Source organism: Guptibacillus hwajinpoensis, from assembly GCF_001039475.1.
GTDB lineage: Bacteria > Bacillota > Bacilli > Bacillales > Guptibacillaceae > Guptibacillus > Guptibacillus hwajinpoensis.
This window is the reverse complement of record NZ_LELK01000015.1, coordinates 66,136-86,079: the sequence shown is the minus strand read 5'-3', so window position 1 is coordinate 86,079 and position 19,944 is coordinate 66,136. Positions and strand designations below refer to the sequence as shown.

Genomic DNA, 19,944 nt, shown 5'->3' with positions numbered 1-19,944 from the left:
TTATAGTTTAATAGATTTAAATAACTTCCTAAACACCGAAGGCTCTTTAAAGTCCTGTCGAAACGCCATTTCTTCAAGCCAGTGAATATCAAAATAAGAAGAATCAATGTACCGTTCAATACACTGATGTCCCGGTGGATTATAGAGAATAATATCGAGACCAAACTCATTTAATAAGTTCAAAACGACAGCATCTGACCGTGATAGAGTGCCATTCATTTCTGTATTGTAGAGAACCACCTTCGGAACTTCCTGTGAATAATCAAACGTTTGCATCAAGTTCACAAATTCCTCAGGTAAAGTAGTTGTCTGTGAGAATAGATACAGCTTCGTATCCTCTTCTCTCTCTGAACCTTCAGAGAACAACTTCGGTGCAGCGCACATTCTGGAGATAGCATGTCCAATTGCTTTTTGCGTTTCAATTGGCAAATGCTTATATTGCCACCAGTTCCCTTGCATCATTCGTTCAGGATCAAGTACCCCATCCTGATTCAGTGAATGTTGGTAATGGAATTTTTGATTAGCCCTTGTTTCAGTTGTAAATGGAAATTGTCTAATCATTACAGTGGATTTTGAATCACTTAAATCCTGGAGACGATTCCAGTATTCTTTTCTATTCTCAGAAACGCCCATGATTTTTGCAAACAAAGAAGGAATATGAACGGTTCCTTTTTCTGTCTTAAAGTTAGGACGGATGAAAGCCTTCTCTTTTGCAATCAAAAATAACTCATCGTATGTTGTCTTAAGCGTTATTGATTTAGGTGAGTAGTTTCGTAATTGCCACGGTTTAAATAGCTGTGATCCTTCGTGGTGAAGTACGGTATCCATTTCTTTCGTAGCACGATAGGCTACTGTAGAACGTCTTTCTGGCTTTTCCATAGGAAAAGGTTCGAGCCCAACCGTTGATGGCAGGGTTTTCGATTTGATAAATTGCTCTTCTGGATCAATTTCAGCAAGTGAGTCAATTCCTTCCGGATGAAAATACAGCACATCACAACCAAGTACGATTGAATAAAGAAGAAAGTACTGCTGACTTTTAGATGCTTCTCCATACCAGATAATCCCCGGCATTTCTGTTTGGATATCTGCTTCCTTAAACCAAGGATCAAGATGATTCCACGTCCATTTCATTAAATCAACTAGCACCCTACGAAAATCAGGATGATTAAACCCACCTGCATGCTTTTGTTCAAATAACTCAAGAATCGTAATTAAGGACTTTCTTATATGGCGGTGCATTGCTTGATCTGGGTGAGATGGAATAAGTGTAGCACCTTCTAGAAACGCTACAAATCGATTAGCAGACAGTCCATTTTCCTTCTGATTTATCGAATGAATCGATTGGATTGCCTGAAGTCGTTCCGGTGTTATGACTTTATTTAATTCTTCACTTAACACATGAAATTTCTCTGATTTATATAAATCATGCAAATGAAGGAAGTACTCATTCTCGTCATAAAAGCTGCCTAGAAATTTCCCTGCTACTTGAGTAATGATTAACTCTTTGCCGTTCTCATAAGGATTCCGTTCTGGAAACGGCTTGAATAGTAATTCATTTAAATTCTCATCATCTAATGAAGTATTCTTGATAAGAATTCGTTCATAGTGATTCATGATGTTCTCCCCGCTTTCTCATTCCTTCCCGGCGACCAGAGTGACATTATTGCCCCCAATACCGTTATTGAATAATACAAATATAACATCTTCTACAACTCAGAATAACATACTAATTCTTCCATGATTACTATATTGACTCTATTGATTAGGCTCTTTTCGTATATATTGTTGCTGAAAGAGTATGTCAATTTCCGCTACAGAATGCTCGCTTTCCGCGGGGCGGGCGGTGAGTATTCTTCCGCTCTAATTAGCGAAGTCAGGTTCTTTTAAAAAATCCTTTCAAAAGCAACAATCTTTTAGAAAAGAGCCATTTATTAAGTCGAATGCGAAGCTAATTGACTTAGGATAGACTCAATAATTTCTTCTGAAGCTTTCATGCCACTTTGTTTCGTTCGACGCAAATTGGGATAAGTCTCTAAAACCTCACCATGAACGGGTGCATAGCCATCATCACCATTTTGAATCAAATCATAATCAAGTAAAGAATCTCCTGCTGTGTGAATATAGGTTAATCCTAATTCTTTCTTGAGATAGGCTACCGCTTTCCATTTGTTCACAGGAGCAGGGATGAAATACATCTTCCTCCCTTGTAAACTAGGCTGCCACCCCTGTTCTCTTGCCCAATTGAATAGACGATTAACTTCTTCTTCAAGCACCTGGTCTCGCTTAATGATTAAATAAACAAAAAGATGATCGGCATCTTTTATTCGCTCAATCCAGTTACCCTGCACAAGCGTTTGGAGCTCACGAACAAAATGTTCTAGAGGCAAACATTCCTTTAAAGAACGTTTAATGTGATCAGACCAATCTTGCAGTACTATTCCATTTCTCAGAATATGGCCTCCATTACTCGTTACCGCGTATTGGGGTACAATTTCATTTTGAAAGAGTGTTATACGACGATATTGTTCAATTGTCCTCGTCGTAACAGGAATGAAGTGCATTTCCTTATTTACTGTTTGAAGTAAATTTTTTGTCTTGTTCGATATATAGGATATTTCTTTTCCTTCGAGCGTTTCAATTAATTGAAACTCCTCTGCACCGAACTGATTCATCATTTTGCTAGAGTAAATTAATGTGCGATCTAAGTCACTTGCGAATGCTCTCATGTCTTCTTCTCCAATGGTTGAATCAAACCACAACATGAATACGACATGTCCGTATATTCCTCAATTGGAACACCACGTTCCCTTGCAAGAACTAGAATATGCTCAAGATTCATTTCGGCATCTGGATGCACAAGTATTTTCCACGGAACGCGTCGCAATAAGACACGAGTTGTTTCCCCTACACCAGGCTTAATAAAATTTGTATTGTCCATATTGTAGTCACGCTGAATGTTTTCTATTGATGTAAGACCTTTCCACTGAGGCTTTTGAGATTCTTTCATCACATCTGACAATCCTTCATCAACGGCACTCTCAATGAGTGGAAACTGAGTACAAATCGTATCGACATATAGATTAGAAACATCTTCTGAGAGAAGCTCAGAATAGTATTTACCTCCATGAAAATCGCCTTCGTTAATCCACTTCGAATTAAGAATCGTTCGACTCACAAGGCCTGAAACAGTCGAATTCAAACAAGCACTTGGAATGAGAAAATCTTCTCTTGTTCCATACAACTCTGAACAGTCTCCAGGATCTGCAAGTACAGCAAGTTTACTAGATAAAGTCGTTCCATTCGTTTCATTGTATCGAGAGACAGATTTTGTTAGTTCTTTCGTAATTGCTCCCTTCCCAGTCCATCCATCGATAAACGTAATTTCGTGCTCAGGATGGGTAGTCCGAATGTAATCGAGCGCTTGGTCATCGATTCCTCTATCGCGAATAATAGAGATACTATAGTGAGGAAGTTCTCTATTATACTTGTAGGATATATAACGTTTAATCAATACACCGATTGGTGTTCCTGCACGAGCAAGTGATACTAGAGCTACGTTGAAACCTCTCTCTGCAATAATTTGCTTAGCAACAATACCTACCGCCACAGCTACTTTATGTTTCGTATCTTCTAGAGAGCGATAAAATAACGACATGTATTCATCAGTCGGTTTGTATTCAATTGGTAGCATTTCAGAGTAATGTGTTCCCTGCTGAATTGCCTGTTCCCGTTCCGTTGTGCTCTTTTCCATACTGATATCTGACAAATCTTTAAGAAGAAACGTAACGTCCTCGTCAGCATAACTTCCCATTTTCGTTATTTGTGTATTCAATACTTCCACCTCTTTCTTCACGAACATGATATAAGATGAACTTTATGAATCTCTTGTTCAGCCATAATAGAGATCAGTTCTTCAGTCTCTTCTTCTGATACTTCTTTTTCAAACATGATAATGGCGCTATCGTATTTTCCAACTGGAATGTTGTATACATAATGCTGTACTTCCTGATCCTCAGGATTAGGAAAAGAAAATCCACTACGAATCGCATACCCTTCTGAATCTAAAGGCTGCACCGGACTTCTTGTTGTTGAATGATAATAGACGTCTCCTTGCAGATAGGAAGCGATCTTCATTGGTATATACATAAACTCTCCAGTTCCAAGACATAACGTCTTTCCGTCCAGAACTTCTTTGTTTAATTGATTCGATGCATTCTGACAAGATTCCTCTATCTTCTCTCTAACCGATTCATCAATACCAAAGCGACCGCTATTTGATAGATAGCTAGAACCTGGTAATCGTTCGAAGTAGGTGGAGAAATCGTGCTTCTTTATAACTACCTCACTACGATCGGATGTACTAGAATGAAATTCAGTAAGAGGCTCTTCAAGTGGCTTGCCATTGAATTCAATGGTCCCTTTTAGTAGAGAATGAACGGTAATCGTAATGCCTAGCTCTTTTTCCAAGGCGGTGTACTGATTCATATGCTCTTCTAAACGCCAGTCTAATAGGGAGAGTACGGAATAATGTTTGCGAGGATATTTGGCGTGGAGCTCTTTAATAATATTCAAACAGGTTCTTCCTGTGGTTATTTCATCATCTACCAAAAGAATTGGATGGTTCCGTCGCAATATCGACTCATCTGCATAACAACGCTGATCCACAGCGTGTGAGTGTTCTTCTTTGAAATTAAATTCCGGAGTTAGCTGGTCAACAGCTTCTCTAGTCGTATGAATATAGTAGGCCTGATCAAAACAATCAAAAACAGCGTGTCCAAGCGCTGTTGCTGTCTCAGCAAATCCAATCACTATAGGTGCCTCTTGAAGCTTCAGAGGTTTACTCTTCAATAAGTCATATGCACGACTAAGTTCTTTTCGATCATCAGATAGAAAGCCATTCGTCACACTCTTTATATGGTCTAGTGATGTGTCTGTTAAACTCTCATAATAGGATAAGGCAAGCAGGCCAGACGCTAAAAGAGGCTTATAAGGATCGACTGGAATGTGCTTTCCTAGCATTTTGCTAACGAACAAGAAACCTCTCTTCTTATTAATCCTTGCTGCCATGCTAAAAAATTCGTCAACTGGGATGGTTAACTTGTTTTGAGAAATGTTCAGGTTTACGCTCATTTCCGACAGAATGGGAAAATGGTATTGTGTCGGTAAGCATCTTGAGGAAATTGTACTGTTCATGATACACCCCGTATATGTCAGATTTGGTTAGAATTTTCATCGCCCATTTATAGTGCGGTTTAATTTCATTCATTTTATTGTAAGAAGCGCTCTTTAATACGCCAACTTCTCCACTTGCGTTCTCAATAATGCTCATTGCATCAAGGTATTCTTCTTTCGTAACGACATTAACGCTTTGAACCACTTTAATTTGTGAAGGATGAATAACCGTTTTACCTGTAAGTCCATTTGAAAGATCAAGTAGCGTTTCATTTAGAAGCCCTGCATTGTATTCATTCACTTCTGAAAAATCATGCTGTAAACTTTCTTTTTTACTATTGAAGTACTCCCACACTGGACCAGAAACGACAAAGTTCCTTCCGAAGTAATTGACAACATCAGAGATGAAATCTCTCATAATAGAAATGTCATAGATAGGTGTTTGAGCATTTCGACGAATACCGTACAGTCCACAAAGGTCTGTTGCTCCAATTCGCACATTAAGAATAGAAGATTCATATTTCTGAAAGAGCGTAGATAAATATTGCATTTCACTAGTTCTCGTTTCTTTATACATAAGCTCTGGTGATTCTAGAATAGGCATACAAAACAGTCGTGTACTAGCGTTAATAGAAGCTTTCTCTAAAGCAGAGAAATATAAATCAACATTAGATGACGAAATTTTCGGGAATACAAAACCTGTTAAATGCTCGATAGAAGTTCCGAGTTTTTCTGCTACTTCAAGTAACTGGTTAGCTGAGCGAACGCGAATAAAGATAAGGGGTAAGTCACTTAACGTTGTCTCCCCTTTTATTAACCCACGTTCGATTTCCGCAAAATGTACAATTGTTTGATCGACCGCTTCAGCCAGGTAGTTATCCCCCACCGCATCTTCAAGATCAAGAACAATGGTACTAACCTCTTTGTACTTCTGATTCACAATTAAACGACCGATGTCTTCTCTTATTGCAGGCATATAAAGAGCGGCACCAACCGCATACGCTAGCTTCTCTTTAACGTCATATTTCGTTATCGGAAAAGGTTCTTTAAAGAAAACCTTTCTTCTATCAGAATCAGAAAGATATTGAAAATATTGCACTTTCGTCACCTCCTACCCATTATTTCGGTACATTTTTGAATTTTTATCGTAAAAAAAGAAGGAGAACACTTATGTCTCCTCCTCATCTTGCTATTCGTTCTCTTTAGCTGACGCAGTTTCTTCAGTAAGTGGACGATTTCTGTTGTTAAAGTAATGAACAACGAAAGTTCCAAGGAAAGCAATTACGATGATTCCAAAGAACGCCACGTGTGGGATTTCGATATGGAATATGCTCAAGAACATTTTTAGAGAGATAATCGCGATTAATACGAAAGCTGTATTCTCCATCTCAGGCACTCTTTCAATTAGCTTAAGGAAGACGCCCGCTACTGTTCTCATAAGGAGAATACCAATCATACCTCCAAGTATTAGAACCCAAACCTGTTCCGAAATCGCAAGTGCAGCTAGTATACTGTCAGCTGAAAATGCAATATCCATTAGTTCTACTGAAATAACAGTTGCCCAGAACATACCGAACGTACGAACAAGCCAGCTATCTTTCTTCATGCCACTTGTGCTTTCGTCTCCACCTTTGCTTCTAAAGTGTTGAATAACAATAAATGCAAGGTAAGCTGCACCAAAGACCTTAATCCACCAGAATTTAATCAAATACATTCCAATTCCGATAAATAAGAAACGGAAGAAATAAGCTCCAAATAATCCATAAGTTAGTGCTTTTCTTCTTTTTTCTGGTGGCAGGTGTTTAACCATAACGGCAAGAACCAGTGCGTTATCGGCTGAAAGTAGGCCCTCTAAAAGTATCAGCGTACCAATCAGTCCCCACGCAACAGGGTCAGTTAAAACTTCTCCCCACATCTCCCAATCAAAGAACGAGGCATATGTGTTAAGAATTTCTTGTAAGATTTCCACTTGATGTTTCCTCCTAATGTCAACTTGCTAAGCTTTACGTTAGACGTCTAGCCCATAATTTCTACAAAGGGAAGCAAGTCCGCCAGAGAACCCACTGCCGATTGCATTGAATTTCCATTCGCTTCCGTGGCGATACAGTTCACAGACGACTACTGACGTTTCAATAGAAAAGTCTTCACCAAGATCAAATCGCAAAAGCTCTTCTCCAGTTGCTTCATCTGCAAGACGAACAAATGCGTTGGATACTTGTCCAAAGTTTTGGTGACGCGTCTCACCATCATGAATCGTTACTGTGATACCAATTTTATCGACGTGAGCAGGAATTTGGGAGAAGTCTACGATAAGTTGTTCGTCATCTCCATCACCTTCACCCGTGCGGTTATCGCCGGTATGAATGACCGATTTGCTCGGATGCTCCAAATTGTTGTAGAAAACAAAATCCAGGTCATTCTGACAACGATTATTTGCATCAACTAGAAATGCAGATGCATCAAGATCAAAATCAGATCCACCTTGATATTTATTCGTATCCCAACCAAGTCCTATGAGCCCTTTTACGAGTCCAGGATTTGTTTTCGTTAAGTCAATCCGCTGTCCTTTAGATAATTGAATAGCCAATGTCATCCCCCAATTCGCGTTTATATTGGAATGGCAAGAGGGTTCAGCCCTCTTGCCATAAAGAAGATATTATCCGACTTGCAAACCGAAATCAGAAGCGATTCTAGCAAGACCACCTTCATAACCTGATCCTACTGCAGAGAATTTCCATTCGCCGTTATGGCGATATAGCTCTCCAACAATAATAGCTGTTTCGATTGAGAAATCTTCTCCTAGGTCATAACGAATGAGTTCTTCATTAGAATCTTCACTAACGATTCTTACAAATGCGTTGGATACTTGTCCAAAATTTTGGTTACGAGCTTCCGCATCGTGAATCGTAATAACAAATGAAACCTTTTCTACTGCAGAAGGAACATCCTTAAGATTAACCTTTACCTGTTCATCATCGCCAGCGCCTTCACCTGTACGATTATCGCCTGTATGAACGACAGAGCCGCCGCCACCTTCAGTCTGGTTATAGAAAACAAAATCTTTATCAGAAGCACATTTACCATTGCTATCTAATAGGAAGACACTTGCATCAAGGTCAAAGTCATTTCCACCATCGTATTTGTTCGTGTCCCATCCAAGTCCTACAATAACCTTTGATAGACCTGGGTTTGTTTTTGTTAAATCTACTTTTTGTCCTTTTGATAATGATACAGCCATGCTATTCAGCCCCTTATTTTAAGTAGTTTAGTATTTCTTTGCAATGTCGCTTAAACCAGCGTCATTCGTTCCATTACCAATCGCCGCAAACTTCCATTCAGATCCGTGTCGATAAATTTCTGCTACAAATAGGCTCGTTTTACCAGAGTAGTTGTCTGTGAGATTGAACTTAATTAGCTCTTCTTGATTCGATTGATTCACTACACGGATAAATGCATTCTCAATCATGCCGAAGTCCTGTTTACGCTTCACTGCATCGTATATGTTAACAACAAAGACTAACTTCGTAATACGCTGTGGGATTTTGCCTAGATCGACCATGATTTGCTCATCATCGCCGTCTCCAGCACCTGTTAAATTGTCACCTGTGTGATTGATACTTCCACATGCACTTTTCAGGTTACCAAAATAAATCAAATCTTTTTTAGAAGTTAGCTTTTCATCTTCAAGCATTAGGATAGAAGCATCACAGTCAACGTCAGCACCGCCACCGCCGCCTCCGAAAAGACCGCCAAGAAGGCCTCCGCCTTTCTTCTGCTGAACTGGATCCCAGCCAAGGCCAACCATAATTTTCGATAAGCCTGCATTTCCTTTTGTTAAGTCAATTCGTTGACCTTTCTGCAAAGAAATTGTCAAATTGTTTCACTCCTATTAGTAGATTTAAAAACAAGTATGATTGTAACGACTAGTATTTTTGAATTTTGTAGAGCCTACCTTGTTATACGTGCCTAGATTTTAAAAGTTTCACGTTTCAACAAAAAAGATGTTTTTGCGCGATAAATCTTTTCTTTCTATTTAAAATTAACATATTTTCAGATAAAATGAATCCTTTAGCCTCTAAACAATTGATAAACGCACTTAAGATATTGTCTAATTCGTCAAATAATTACCACGTTTTTCTTCTTTACTATTAGAAACAACCTCAAGGTTACATAAGAACTATTTCCTTCTCAATATGACTCGCACGAATTCCCATAGTTGGTGTAAACTTATCAACCTTACTATTACCATGCAATAATAGTTTAATTGCCTCATAAGGTATATTCACGCCTGATAAACAACTAATATTAAGTCCACCTGCCATCCTAGGATTAATTTCAAGAAGCTTTGGTACACCTTTACTGAACTTCACTTGTATGTTTGATATGTAATCAATGTTGTACTCTCGATGAAGAGCCCGTGCGATCGCGAGAAGTTCTTGATTATCTTCCAGTTCTCTAATTCGTCCTCCAGTCTTCTTACGAGGAATAGCAAGGTGTAGCTCACCATCATAAGCAAGACAATCGATGCTATACTCATACCCTTCTAAATACTCAAGAACCATTAAGTCAGGAAATGTTTCCTTTTGGCTTAGAATGGAACACGCATGCTCCATTGATATTCTTCGTGTAACTCCTTCTGTCAGAAGTTCTTCAATCGTTTCCTGCCCCTCTTTAATAACGCGAAAACCATTTGCTCCTTCACCGATTACAGGTTTGAAACAAACCGTATGGCCTTTTTTCGTGAGATGAGTATAAGCTTCCCTGAATTCATCTACATTGTTAACGACCACATAATCTGGAAGTGGTACAAGTGGTTGACCTTTTTCTTTTTCTCGTTCAGTAATCGATTCGTACATCGCAGCTTTATTGTCCATTAGTGCCATTAATTCTGCATTACAAACGAGTACTTTGACACCAATCTCATGGAATTTTGAGAGATTTTGAGAGATCAGAACATTTTCTTTACGTGGTATGAATAGATCAACCTCCTTCTCAATACAAACGCTTAGACAATAGTCAATATAAGCATCACCACTAATGTCAGGTTCAACAAAAGCGTAATCACAATACTGTAAATACAAAGCATCTTCATTTGGATGAGAGCCGTATATCTCAAAGACTGCTCCATCTTCATTATTTCGAATCAAGTCAATATAATGTGCGACGGTTGTAAACCATCGATTAAACCAAATTTTCATCAGTTCTACTCCTATTTTGCTGCGACAACATTCTTCAGCATTCTTTTAAGTTATTAGCATTCGACAAATTTTTTTATAGTCCTTTATTCGACTTTATCACATAATTTGATAAATGATTTGGTTTCTCCTAACTAACTTTGACTACTTTTCTCTAATCGCACCTTTGAGATATTATATTTTGAATTAGTAGATTTGAAATTACCCAATGAATGTCCAAACATTCTCTAAATTGTATCGTATTATATAGTATCTCAATTTTTAAGGAGTGAAATGACCGTGAGTTTGCACCATGAAGATTTTCACAAGAGAACGAAATGCGATAAATGTATTTGCACCAAACTTCGCAACCTCCATTGTGATACTCCAGTACCAGTCTTTGTTAGAACTAAAGCAGGTGGAATTAAGTCTTCTATTAAAGGGACTTTTATTGAATATGACCCCAAAACTTGTTGCGCTAAATTCAAAGAGACTATTATGAATGAGGATATGATTACATTCATTGATTGCAAAGATATTGTGTCTCTATCATTTACAACCCAACAGTTCCTCGATAACATGCAAGATGCAATGTCAGATATTATGGAAGCTATTAAGCAACTTGGAGATACGAATTAATAAAATAGCATATAAGAAAATTAAAGAAGCTCGATGAAAGGTGTTTCCACCATTCATCGAGCTTCTTTTTATCGACAAAATGTGAGCTATATCGGGTGGTGACAGGCACCTATAACCTATATGAGAATCGTAGAGATCGAATGAGCAGGCATCATAGCAGCTACATTCTGTCCTTCAATCTCCAGGTTAACAGCATGTTCTTCATCTTTTTCATTCATAAGGATAACGACAATTTCACCAGACTGATTTCGAAAAGCAGTTAATTGAATATCACTGTTAGAAGCAGTACACGATATCCGAACGGCACCGGGTTTCACGTACTTGCTAAAGTGACCAATATAATAAAAAGAACTGTTGTAATGAACTTCACCAGTTTTCGTATCAACAATGACTGGCGCATCGCAATAATTACCCACATGATTAGGACCACCATCTTCATTCAAAACGATGTTCCAATCAATCCACGCTTCTAAGTAGTTGTTCAAATCACCCATAATATTCCGCGCATAACGCTCACCAGTATGCCATGCACCGAGTTGTACGCCACCCTCAATACAACCTTCCGTAAAAATAAGGTGCTTATCAGGGAACGCATCGTGAACTTTTGATAGATTCTCAAATTCTTCTGAGACATACCAGTGAAGTCCAGTTCCCCACACATACTGTGCCGCTTCAGGATCGGACAACACTTTACTAGCCCGCTCGTAAACCACATCCCGATTGTGGTCCCAGATAATCACTTTAAGTTCTTCTCTACCACTTTTACGGATTGCTGGCCCAAGGTAGTTTTTAATAAAATCGCGTTCTTCCTCTGCAGTATAAAGACAAGAGTCCCATACTTGCTTCGCTTCAGGTTCGTTCTGAATCGTTAGTCCCCAAATTGGGATGCCTTCCGTTTCCATTGCGTCAACATACTTCATGTAATAGTCCGCCCATAGTGAATTGTACTCTGGAAGGAGTTTTCCACCATGGTTCATTTCATTACTATCTTTCATCCATGGTGGAGGACTCCATGGCGAAGAAACAATCGACAACTTGTCCCCCGCTACCTTAGTGGCATCCTTAATCAATGGAATGACAAGCTCTTTCTCCCGCTCAATTGAAAATGTTGATAAAGAAGTATCATAATCTTCAACATACGTATAGTTACCTAGAGAAAAATCACAACTGTTTATATGCGTACGACCGAAGCGATACCCTAAACCTTCCTCAGGATGAAAATAGCGATGGATAATTTCATTCCTTTTCTCTTCGCTAATAAGAGAAAGGGTATAAGCAGATGCCTCTGTGAAGGCACCGCCAAACCCTAGTATTGTTTGATATGTTTGTTTTGGATCAATTGAAATCTGAGTAGCATTTTCATTAGAATGAGATGAGACCTGAAGTGGTTCTTTAACTTTAAGAAGGTCTCCGTTATCTCTCGCTGATTGAATATGAGTAATTGTTTTTGTTTTCACCGAATTCCCCTCCTTCTATGCATTAAGTGGTAGGACAGACCCTCTATTCTTCACAATGTCCGCATACCATAAGGCACTGTCTTTCCAAATTCGTTCCTGCGTTTCATAATTCACGTAGATTATGCCAAACCGCTTATCATAACCGAAACTCCACTCGAAGTTATCAAGTAACGACCAGAGATAGTAACCTTGAATATTCATGCCTTCTTCATTTAAATCAGAAACGGCTTGAAGGTGCTTTTCCACATAATCAATTCTTAACTGATCGTGTACACGCCCGTCTTCCACCTTATCATCGTAAGCTGCACCGTTTTCCGTAATATAGATAGGAAGATCAGTGTATTCGTTTCGTAATCTTCTAATTAGGTCTTTAAATTCATTTGGTGCGATATCCCAGCCCATTCCTGTTTTCTCATAATCGGAATGTGCGCCTTGAGTTAGAAAATCATTCGCTGCATTAAATTCAACTAACCCACGGCTGTAGAAATTAATTCCAAAGAAGTCACACGGCGTTGATATTGTTTGTAAATCGCCTTCTTGAATGAAGTCATAGTTATGAACATATTTGGAGAACAAGTTCATCATGTCGACTGGATAGCTTCCTCTAAAAACAGGGTCTAGGAACCATCGGTTTGAATAACCGTCCGAATTATTTGCTGCAAGTCGATCATTGACGGAATCTGTTTTCGGATATACAGGAGATAGATTTAACGTAATACCAATTGATGTTGTGGAACCAAATTCATTTTTCAACATGTTTACTGCTTCTCCATGGGATAGGAGCATATGGTGGACAGCACGTACTGCTTCATCTAAGTTTGTGTGTCCAGGAGCATGGACGCCCATATGGTAACCAAGAAAACCTGCACACCATGGTTCATTGTGCGTAATCCATGAATCTACTAATCCATCAAGCTCACGGAAGCAAACTCTTGCATAATCCATGAACCACTCGACAGAATCACGGTTTACCCATCCACCTTCTTCATGTGCCCACATCGGTAGATCCCAGTGGTAAAGTGTAACGGCAGGTTTAATTCCTTCTTCACGTAAACGTTTTGCTAGTGTTTGGTAGAAAACCATTCCTTCTTCGTTAAACTGCCCTTTTGCAGGGAAAATACGAGGCCAGGCAATGGAGAAGCGATAAGTGTCTACTCCAAGATCTTTAATAATCTGGATATCTTCTTCATACCGATGATAGTGATTACAAGCAACATTACCGTTGTGTTGCTCGTGCACTTTACCTGGGATATCACAAAACATATCCCAGATTGAAGGAGTTCGTCCCCCCTCATTATGAGCTCCTTCAATTTGATACGAAGATGTTGCTGTTCCGAACGTAAAATCCTTATTAAATTTCATAGAATCCCTCTCCCCTACTCTTTAACAGCTCCAGCTGAGATACTATTAACGATGTACTTAGACAAAAATAGAAATGCGATCATGATTGGAACAACAGATATAGCGATACCTAAATACATTGATCCTAAATTCTGTGCTACCTGTGAACCTTTTAAGAAGCCCATTAAGACAGGTAATGTGTATTTTTCTGGCGAGAATAGAACGACTAACGGCACAATGTAGTTGTTCCATGAACCGATAAAAGTGAAGATCGACATCGTTGCAACAGCCGGCATCATAATTGGAATGGCTACAGTATGGAAAATACGCAGCTCACTCGCACCGTCAATTCTAGCTGCTTCAATTAAGCTTGGATGAAGCGTAGTTTGAATGTATTGACGTAAGAAAAATACAACAAACGGACTAGCAATAGCTGGAATAATTAAAGGAATGAACGTATCCAAAATGCCAAGATTCTTACAAAGTTCATAGAATCCAATTAGTCCAAGTTGACCAGGCACCATCATCATGACAAGCATGAAAACAAATAGGAAGTTCTTACCTTTAAAGGTATAGAAGGCAAACCCATAAGCTGTCAAAGCCGAGAAGTAACCAGTTAAAAGTGTCACAAGAACTGAAATAATTAAGCTGTTTTTAAAACCATTCCAGATGTTTACGTATTCCATCATTGTACGGTAATTCTCCATTAGTGCTGTACCTGGAATTAGTGTAAATCCTGTTAGGATGGCATCATTTGAACGAGTCGCATTCACAAGCATCATAAGGAACGGGATAAAACAGATAACCGCTGTAAGGATCAGTAATGCATAGATAATCCCCTTTATTAGGGATCGACGCTTTTTCGTTTTTGATTCTTGAGGTACTAGAGTCCTTTTGCTCAGTTTCTCAGGCGTTACATTGTTTTCAATTTCAGTTCTATCCATCATGATTTACACCCGCCTCGCTTGTTTACGCTCGTTACCATACATTGATTTGAATACGATTGCTGAGAAAATAACCGTAATAATGAACAAACCATATGCAACAGCAGCAGCATAACCATAGTTGTTGTACTTAAATGCCTGATTGTACAAGTAAAGCACCATTGTATTTAGTGAACCATCCGGTGAGCCAATACCATCTGTTAGAAGCATTGGTAGGTCGAATAGCTGAAGGCCACCAATTAAAGAAGTAATCATAATGTAGAGGAGAATCGGCTTTAACAACGGCAGCGTAATCTTCGTAAAAGTTTGCCAGCGGTTCGCACCGTCAATCAATGCTGCTTCATAGAAGTCAGTTGAAATTCCAGAAACACCTGCCATTACAACGATGAATGAATGGCCGAACCACATCCATGTCAGAATCAGTGAAACAGATAACTGAGCAGAAGCAGGTTCATTCAGCCAGTTAATCGGCTGTGAGATGATACCAATATTCATCAAGACCATATTTAAAGATCCGTGTTGCCAATCAAGTAGGATACCAAACAACAGTGCAACAGAGCTTACTGTAATCAAGTTAGGAAGATAAAAGATCGATCGGAAGAAGGAAAGACCTTTCATTTTTACGCGCATATCAGAGAAAATGGCTGCAAGTATAAGTGCAATAACAATTTGTAGCCCAAAGTTAACGCCCCAGATTTTCCAGGTGTTAAAAAACGCTTCAACAAAATAAGAGTCTGCAATCAAACGCTGATAATTCGCGAATCCAACGACTTCAGCTGTTCCGCTTCCACTGTAGTTGGTAAAGCTATAATAAAAAGTTAGTCCAACCGGATAAATATTAAATATGAGAAAGATGATCCAAAACGGAGCTATAAAGGCATAGCCGTAGTTGTTAAGGTTCTTCATCTCATCGCTCCTCTCAAAATAAGATAAGCGGTATAAGAATACTTACACCGCTCACATTGGTTACTTCTTTGGTACTTTCAATTCAGGGTAAGCATTCTGTGCTTTTTTATAGAATTCAGCAATTGCTTCGTCTTTGGATTTCTTACCATCAACATACTCTTGAACCGCATTTCCGTAGAACGTATCAAGCTGCTGGTCGTACTTTGTTACGATACCTGGCTCAATGCTCTTCGCTTGATCGAGGAAGAATTGATAGTTATTTTGGCCACCTAGGAATTCATCACTGAAATCGTCTTTAATTTCGTTTGTAACTGGCAGGTAAGAAAGCACATCGCCTGTTTCTTTCGCCCAGTCTGTTAGGAACTCATCATCTTGCGTCATCATTTTCACGAAGTCATAAGCGAGCTCTTTATTCTCAGACTTGTTGTATACACCTAACCATGTTCCACCCCAGAAATACGGGCTCGGTCCACTTGTTACAGCCCAATCGCCAACAGAATCTTCTACATTCGTTTTCAAGACACTATGAAGTCCCCATGTAGGAAGAACATATGAGAATACTTCCGTTTCTGTTTCCTTACCGTTCTCTTTAACTTTAATTGGCTTATCCATTGCCTCGAACCAAGATGGAGACCATTCTGGTGCTAGTGCTGTGTAGCTGTTTTCACGAAGTTCCTTTGCATAATCAAGGAATTCAATTTTCTGATCCGTTAACTTCAGCTCATCGTTTTCGTTAACCCATGGTTTTGGATCATCGCCTTGAGAGAACCAGCGAATGGAACCTTCATCCGGGAACATGCGATAGCCTTTTTCTTTCATTTTCTCTGATACTTCAAATACTTTATCCATAGAAGTAAGCATTTCACCGATTTCTTTTGGATCATCCGTACCTAGAACTTCTTTCGCAATGCTACGCTTATAGAAAAGACCACCAGGCGTTGTTTGCCAAGATAGTGCTCTAACATCACCTTGCTCGTCTTTACCTAAATCAAATACGTAAGGAACATAATTATCAGCAACTTCATTTACGTTGTATGGTTCTTGGGAAAGATTCTCCCAGTACCCTGCATTTACCCACTGTTTCAAGAAAGCAATTTCACCAGTAAATACATCTGGTGCACCTACGCCACTTTCAAGTACTGGTTTAAGCTTTGTTGGGTAGTCAGCGATTGGTACAATTGTTAGTTCAACTTTTACACCGTTCTTTTCTTCAAATGTCGTAATTGGCTTCTTTAACTCATCTGTGAATGACCAAACCTTTAAATCCACATCTTTTTTGTTATCACTTTTTGCATCTCCTGAAGTCTCTGTGTTGGAACAACCTGCAAGAACACCAAACAATAGAACGAGTGACATGATAAGACCTACAACTTTCTTCATGGGTGAGCCCCTTTCCAAATTAGAAAAAATAGTATTATTGTAACGAAACCGGTTTCGAATCAGTGGTAAAAATATAACCGAAAGCGGTTTCGATTAAGCCGAAAAAAATATAGAACGAGATATACGAAAGCGGTTTCTTAAATGCTTAAAATTTTTTATTTTATTAAGCGAGTACAAGATTCTCTTTCCATTAACGTAACTGGAATGATCTCCTCGGTAACAATCTTCTTCTTTTGTATAATTTGCTTCATTAGAAGCTGCGTTGCTCGAACACCGATTTGATCAGTGTCCTGCTTGATCGTCGTTAGTTTCGGTGTCACATAACTAGCCATTTCAATATCATCATAGCCGATGATTGATAGATCTTCAGGTATTCTATACCCTCTTGCTTTAGCTGTTTCCATAGCTCCTATTGCCATATGGTCTCCAGCAACAAAGACTGCGGTTGGAGGATCAGCTAAGTCTAACAGCTTCTCCATTGCTAACGCACCATCTTGGATAGAGAATAGTCCGCCATTCACGAGATAGCCATCACGTACTGGCAATTCTCTTTTTTTCATAGCATCCATGTAGCCTTTAATTCGAATCTTTCCTGCATAAATAGTATGATCTCCTGCGATATGAGCAATTTTGGTATGCCCTAGAGAATAAAGGTAGTTAATCGCAAGTTCACCACCAGAAAGGTTATCCGAAAAGACAACGCTACATTCCTGATTGCTCATATCAATAACAACGATAGGAATGCTACTATTGATCATTTCCTGAACCTGTGGATCTTTTGGGTCTGAACAAATGACCATGATCCCATCAACTCCACGATACAAGAAGTGTTCAAGGTAGCTTGTACCTCTGTTCCGAAGATTTCGGGATGCTAGTATTAAATCATACCCTTCCTTCTCAGCGTGCTTGCGAAAGCTTTCAATAACACCACTAAAGAATGGATGCTTCATCCCTACTCCATTTGATTCCGAAAACATAACGCCTATTGTCCAAGACTTCTTAGTTGAAAGAGATTGTGCATGAGCATTTGGCAAGTAACCCATTTCGGCAGCTGTATCAATAATTGCCTGCTTTGTTTTCTTACTAACATCGGGATAATTATTAAGAGCTTTTGAAACAGTAGTACTCGAAAATCCAGTTTTTTTGGCTAAATCATAGATTGTAATCATCGTGGTCTCCTCTGGATCGAAAGCGCTTTCGTTGAAGTTATTATAGCCCACAATTTTTGTATAATCAATACCCTTTTTGATAATTTTCAAAATATTTTATTGGAATGAAATTAGGCAAGTACACGCATGCACTTGCCTCTCTTTTTTAACCCATTAATTATTTATGAAGAGACTTCACAAACTCATCAACAACGCTGTTAAATCGATCCGGTTCTTCTAGAAATGGACAATGACAGCTTTCCTCAAACACTTCTAATTTTGCATTAGGAATTTCATTACGCAAGTGCTCGCCTGCAGCTACTGGGATGAGCTTCTCCTCTTTTCCAAAACACAATAACGTTGGAATGGTAATGCTATTCAAATAAGGGCGACAATCTACAATAGACTGATCGAATAGGATTGCACTTGCTATGGAAGAAGGAAGTTTTGTCGTCTCGTCAAGCATCCATTCGAGATCAGCTTCAGGTAACTCTTCTTTAAACATTAGTGGAATGAATCCCTTAAGAAGTCCGGTTTGATCGGTTTGGATATCACGCATCATCCCCGTTAGTGCAGGAAGATCGAATGCGCCTATTTCAAAATCTGGCCATTTGAAATCAGTTGCCAGCTCGTCAACAATGACGGTTCCTTTAACATTATCTTCACCGAATTGGTTCAAGTATTCCCATATGACAAATGCACCCATTGACCACCCCACTAAAGTAACATCCTTGAGCTGGAGCTTCTTCATAAAATCGTTTAAGTCACGAGCGTAATTCGCAACGGTATGTCCTGACTGGACATGGGAAGATTGACCGTGTCCTCTTAAATCTAAAGAAATAGCTCGATACTTCTGCCTGAAGTAAGGCATTTGCTTTTTAAAAAAGCGACTACTCATCCATACACCATGAATAAAGATAACTGGCGAACCCATTCCTACATCCTCATAATAGAGCTCTACGTTGTGATCCAGGTTCACAATTGGCATGTGCTTCCCTCCTAAATGTGAGAGTAATACGCTCTCTAGAATGATGCGATTAATTGCATTTATTCTATCATTGGCATCATTGAAAACGTATGCTTAATCTTTCAATACATTCTAGAAATCGGTCGACACAAGTCGAGCTAAACCGGGTGGTGACAGGCACCACGTATGATAGAATAATAGATAGTAAGCAGTTCACATGTAGAGGAGGAATTATGATGGGCATTCTAAGCGGTTTTATGGGAAATGCTTCTACCATGAATAAGGAAGATGTTAAAAAAGAACTTTCCAATATTCTAGCTGATACGGAAGAAGTAAATGCAGCATTTAAACTTGTACGAGATTTAATTGTATTTACTGACAAGCGTCTGCTCTTTGTAGACAAGCAAGGTATGACAGGTAAAAAGATCGAGTATCATTCCGTTCTATACAAAAGCATCTCGCACTTTAGCATCGAAACAGCCGGTCACTTTGATCTTGATGCTGAACTTAAAATCTGGGTTTCTAGTTCCCAGACTCCTACTTTTTCTAAGCAATTTAAAAAAGATGATAGTATCTATTCAGTTCAAAAGATTCTTGCTGAACTTTGTGGATAGAAGATACCCGACAGAAGAAGCAGACCTTGTCTGCTTCTTTCTTTTATGTTCAATCTTGATCACTTCTCTTTTCTTTAAGTGACGAGAGACTTTACACTGCAAAACAAGCTCATTTAGTCCCTCTTTGAATGAACTCAATTTGAAAGAAAGAAGAGACAGGCTTCTTCCACCATTTTATCCCCCATCGAAAACCGTTATAATA

The 19,944-nt window shown here is 39.0% G+C and carries 19 protein-coding genes; 2 read left to right on the top strand and 17 right to left on the bottom strand.

Annotated elements, in window-relative coordinates:
• The 10 genes from AB986_RS20465 to AB986_RS20420 all read right to left on the bottom strand — a co-directional run bounded on the left by AB986_RS20465 (position 1) and on the right by AB986_RS20420 (position 10,370).
• A complete protein-coding gene (locus AB986_RS20465) occupies positions 1–1,614 on the bottom strand; it encodes a YceG family protein (RefSeq protein WP_048313508.1) in 1,614 nt (537 codons plus the stop codon).
• A gap of 317 nt (positions 1,615–1,931) precedes the next feature.
• Positions 1,932–2,726 carry an HAD family hydrolase gene (locus AB986_RS20460; RefSeq protein ID WP_048313507.1) on the bottom strand — a complete coding sequence of 265 codons (795 nt, stop codon included), beginning with the start codon at positions 2,724–2,726 and terminating at the stop codon, positions 1,932–1,934.
• Positions 2,723–3,859, bottom strand: a complete 1,137-nt coding sequence (locus AB986_RS20455) for a cysteine protease StiP family protein (protein ID WP_048313506.1) — start codon at positions 3,857–3,859, stop codon at positions 2,723–2,725. Before AB986_RS20455 ends, AB986_RS20460 begins: the two co-directional genes overlap by 4 nt.
• The gene (locus AB986_RS20450) at positions 3,850–5,067 is read right to left on the bottom strand and encodes a phosphoribosyltransferase family protein (RefSeq protein ID WP_321212267.1); all 1,218 of its coding nucleotides are present in this window, start codon (positions 5,065–5,067) and stop codon (positions 3,850–3,852) included. The genes AB986_RS20455 and AB986_RS20450 overlap by 10 nt, the downstream gene beginning before the upstream one ends.
• 13 nt (positions 5,068–5,080) lie before the next feature.
• Complete coding sequence (locus AB986_RS20445; RefSeq protein WP_048313504.1) at positions 5,081–6,271, bottom strand: HpcH/HpaI aldolase/citrate lyase family protein; 1,191 nt, start codon at positions 6,269–6,271, stop codon at positions 5,081–5,083.
• A 90-nt stretch (positions 6,272–6,361) separates the two neighbouring features.
• Positions 6,362–7,141 (bottom strand): TerC family protein, encoded by a 780-nt coding sequence (locus tag AB986_RS20440; RefSeq protein WP_048313503.1) that lies wholly within the window; start codon positions 7,139–7,141, stop codon positions 6,362–6,364.
• A 39-nt stretch (positions 7,142–7,180) separates the two neighbouring features.
• Positions 7,181–7,759 carry a TerD family protein gene (locus tag AB986_RS20435; RefSeq protein WP_048313502.1) on the bottom strand — a complete coding sequence of 193 codons (579 nt, stop codon included), beginning with the start codon at positions 7,757–7,759 and terminating at the stop codon, positions 7,181–7,183.
• Between the two features lie 69 nt (positions 7,760–7,828).
• Complete coding sequence (locus AB986_RS20430) at positions 7,829–8,410, bottom strand: TerD family protein (RefSeq protein WP_048313501.1); 582 nt, start codon at positions 8,408–8,410, stop codon at positions 7,829–7,831.
• A 27-nt stretch (positions 8,411–8,437) separates the two neighbouring features.
• Positions 8,438–9,046, bottom strand: a complete 609-nt coding sequence (locus AB986_RS20425) for a TerD family protein (RefSeq protein WP_048313500.1) — start codon at positions 9,044–9,046, stop codon at positions 8,438–8,440.
• Between the two features lie 292 nt (positions 9,047–9,338).
• Entirely contained in the window at positions 9,339–10,370 is a 1,032-nt protein-coding gene (locus tag AB986_RS20420; RefSeq protein ID WP_048313499.1) for an ATP-grasp domain-containing protein, read from the bottom strand.
• A gap of 474 nt (positions 10,371–10,844) precedes the next feature.
• On the opposite strand from AB986_RS20420, the gene AB986_RS22515 reads away from it, so the two are divergent.
• Positions 10,845–10,985 (top strand): hypothetical protein, encoded by a 141-nt coding sequence (locus tag AB986_RS22515; RefSeq protein ID WP_161797413.1) that lies wholly within the window; start codon positions 10,845–10,847, stop codon positions 10,983–10,985.
• A 116-nt stretch (positions 10,986–11,101) separates the two neighbouring features.
• On the opposite strand, the gene AB986_RS20410 is transcribed toward AB986_RS22515, so the two are convergent.
• From AB986_RS20410 to AB986_RS20380, 7 genes are all read right to left on the bottom strand, one after another.
• Positions 11,102–12,442, bottom strand: coding sequence for a glycoside hydrolase family 30 protein (locus tag AB986_RS20410; RefSeq protein WP_048313497.1), 1,341 nt, complete (start codon positions 12,440–12,442; stop codon positions 11,102–11,104).
• A 15-nt stretch (positions 12,443–12,457) separates the two neighbouring features.
• Positions 12,458–13,804, bottom strand: a complete 1,347-nt coding sequence (locus AB986_RS20405; protein ID WP_048313496.1) for a GH1 family beta-glucosidase — start codon at positions 13,802–13,804, stop codon at positions 12,458–12,460.
• 14 nt (positions 13,805–13,818) lie between these two features.
• The gene (locus tag AB986_RS20400) at positions 13,819–14,730 is read right to left on the bottom strand and encodes a carbohydrate ABC transporter permease (protein WP_236690428.1); all 912 of its coding nucleotides are present in this window, start codon (positions 14,728–14,730) and stop codon (positions 13,819–13,821) included.
• 3 nt (positions 14,731–14,733) lie between these two features.
• The gene (locus AB986_RS20395; RefSeq protein WP_048313495.1) at positions 14,734–15,633 is read right to left on the bottom strand and encodes a carbohydrate ABC transporter permease; all 900 of its coding nucleotides are present in this window, start codon (positions 15,631–15,633) and stop codon (positions 14,734–14,736) included.
• Positions 15,634–15,693: 60 nt separating this feature from the next.
• Positions 15,694–17,013, bottom strand: coding sequence for an ABC transporter substrate-binding protein (locus AB986_RS20390; RefSeq protein WP_048313494.1), 1,320 nt, complete (start codon positions 17,011–17,013; stop codon positions 15,694–15,696).
• A gap of 155 nt (positions 17,014–17,168) precedes the next feature.
• Positions 17,169–18,182, bottom strand: coding sequence for a LacI family DNA-binding transcriptional regulator (locus tag AB986_RS20385; protein ID WP_048313493.1), 1,014 nt, complete (start codon positions 18,180–18,182; stop codon positions 17,169–17,171).
• 157 nt (positions 18,183–18,339) lie between these two features.
• Positions 18,340–19,149, bottom strand: coding sequence for an alpha/beta fold hydrolase (locus AB986_RS20380; protein WP_048313492.1), 810 nt, complete (start codon positions 19,147–19,149; stop codon positions 18,340–18,342).
• A 215-nt stretch (positions 19,150–19,364) separates the two neighbouring features.
• On the opposite strand from AB986_RS20380, the gene AB986_RS20375 reads away from it, so the two are divergent.
• Complete coding sequence (locus AB986_RS20375) at positions 19,365–19,742, top strand: PH domain-containing protein (protein WP_048313491.1); 378 nt, start codon at positions 19,365–19,367, stop codon at positions 19,740–19,742.
• Positions 19,743–19,944: the final 202 nt, after the last annotated feature.

Excerpts from the sequence above, each read along its gene's own strand:
- AB986_RS20385 (WP_048313493.1), bottom strand. The coding sequence starts at position 18,182 with ATGATTACAATCTATGATTTAGCCAAAAAAACTGGATTTTCGAGTACT.
- AB986_RS20455 (WP_048313506.1), bottom strand. The coding sequence starts at position 3,859 with ATGTTCGTGAAGAAAGAGGTGGAAGTATTGAATACACAAATAACGAAA.
- AB986_RS20390 (WP_048313494.1), bottom strand. The coding sequence starts at position 17,013 with ATGAAGAAAGTTGTAGGTCTTATCATGTCACTCGTTCTATTGTTTGGT.
- AB986_RS20375 (WP_048313491.1), top strand. The coding sequence starts at position 19,365 with ATGGGCATTCTAAGCGGTTTTATGGGAAATGCTTCTACCATGAATAAG.
- AB986_RS20420 (WP_048313499.1), bottom strand. The coding sequence starts at position 10,370 with ATGAAAATTTGGTTTAATCGATGGTTTACAACCGTCGCACATTATATT.
- AB986_RS20395 (WP_048313495.1), bottom strand. The coding sequence starts at position 15,633 with ATGAAGAACCTTAACAACTACGGCTATGCCTTTATAGCTCCGTTTTGG.
- AB986_RS20400 (WP_236690428.1), bottom strand. The coding sequence starts at position 14,730 with ATGATGGATAGAACTGAAATTGAAAACAATGTAACGCCTGAGAAACTG.
- AB986_RS20430 (WP_048313501.1), bottom strand. The coding sequence starts at position 8,410 with ATGGCTGTATCATTATCAAAAGGACAAAAAGTAGATTTAACAAAAACA.
- AB986_RS20405 (WP_048313496.1), bottom strand. The coding sequence starts at position 13,804 with ATGAAATTTAATAAGGATTTTACGTTCGGAACAGCAACATCTTCGTAT.
- AB986_RS20380 (WP_048313492.1), bottom strand. The coding sequence starts at position 19,149 with ATGCCAATTGTGAACCTGGATCACAACGTAGAGCTCTATTATGAGGAT.
- AB986_RS20465 (WP_048313508.1), bottom strand. The coding sequence starts at position 1,614 with ATGAATCACTATGAACGAATTCTTATCAAGAATACTTCATTAGATGAT.
- AB986_RS20460 (WP_048313507.1), bottom strand. The coding sequence starts at position 2,726 with ATGAGAGCATTCGCAAGTGACTTAGATCGCACATTAATTTACTCTAGC.
- AB986_RS20450 (WP_321212267.1), bottom strand. The coding sequence starts at position 5,067 with ATGGCAGCAAGGATTAATAAGAAGAGAGGTTTCTTGTTCGTTAGCAAA.
- AB986_RS22515 (WP_161797413.1), top strand. The coding sequence starts at position 10,845 with ATGAATGAGGATATGATTACATTCATTGATTGCAAAGATATTGTGTCT.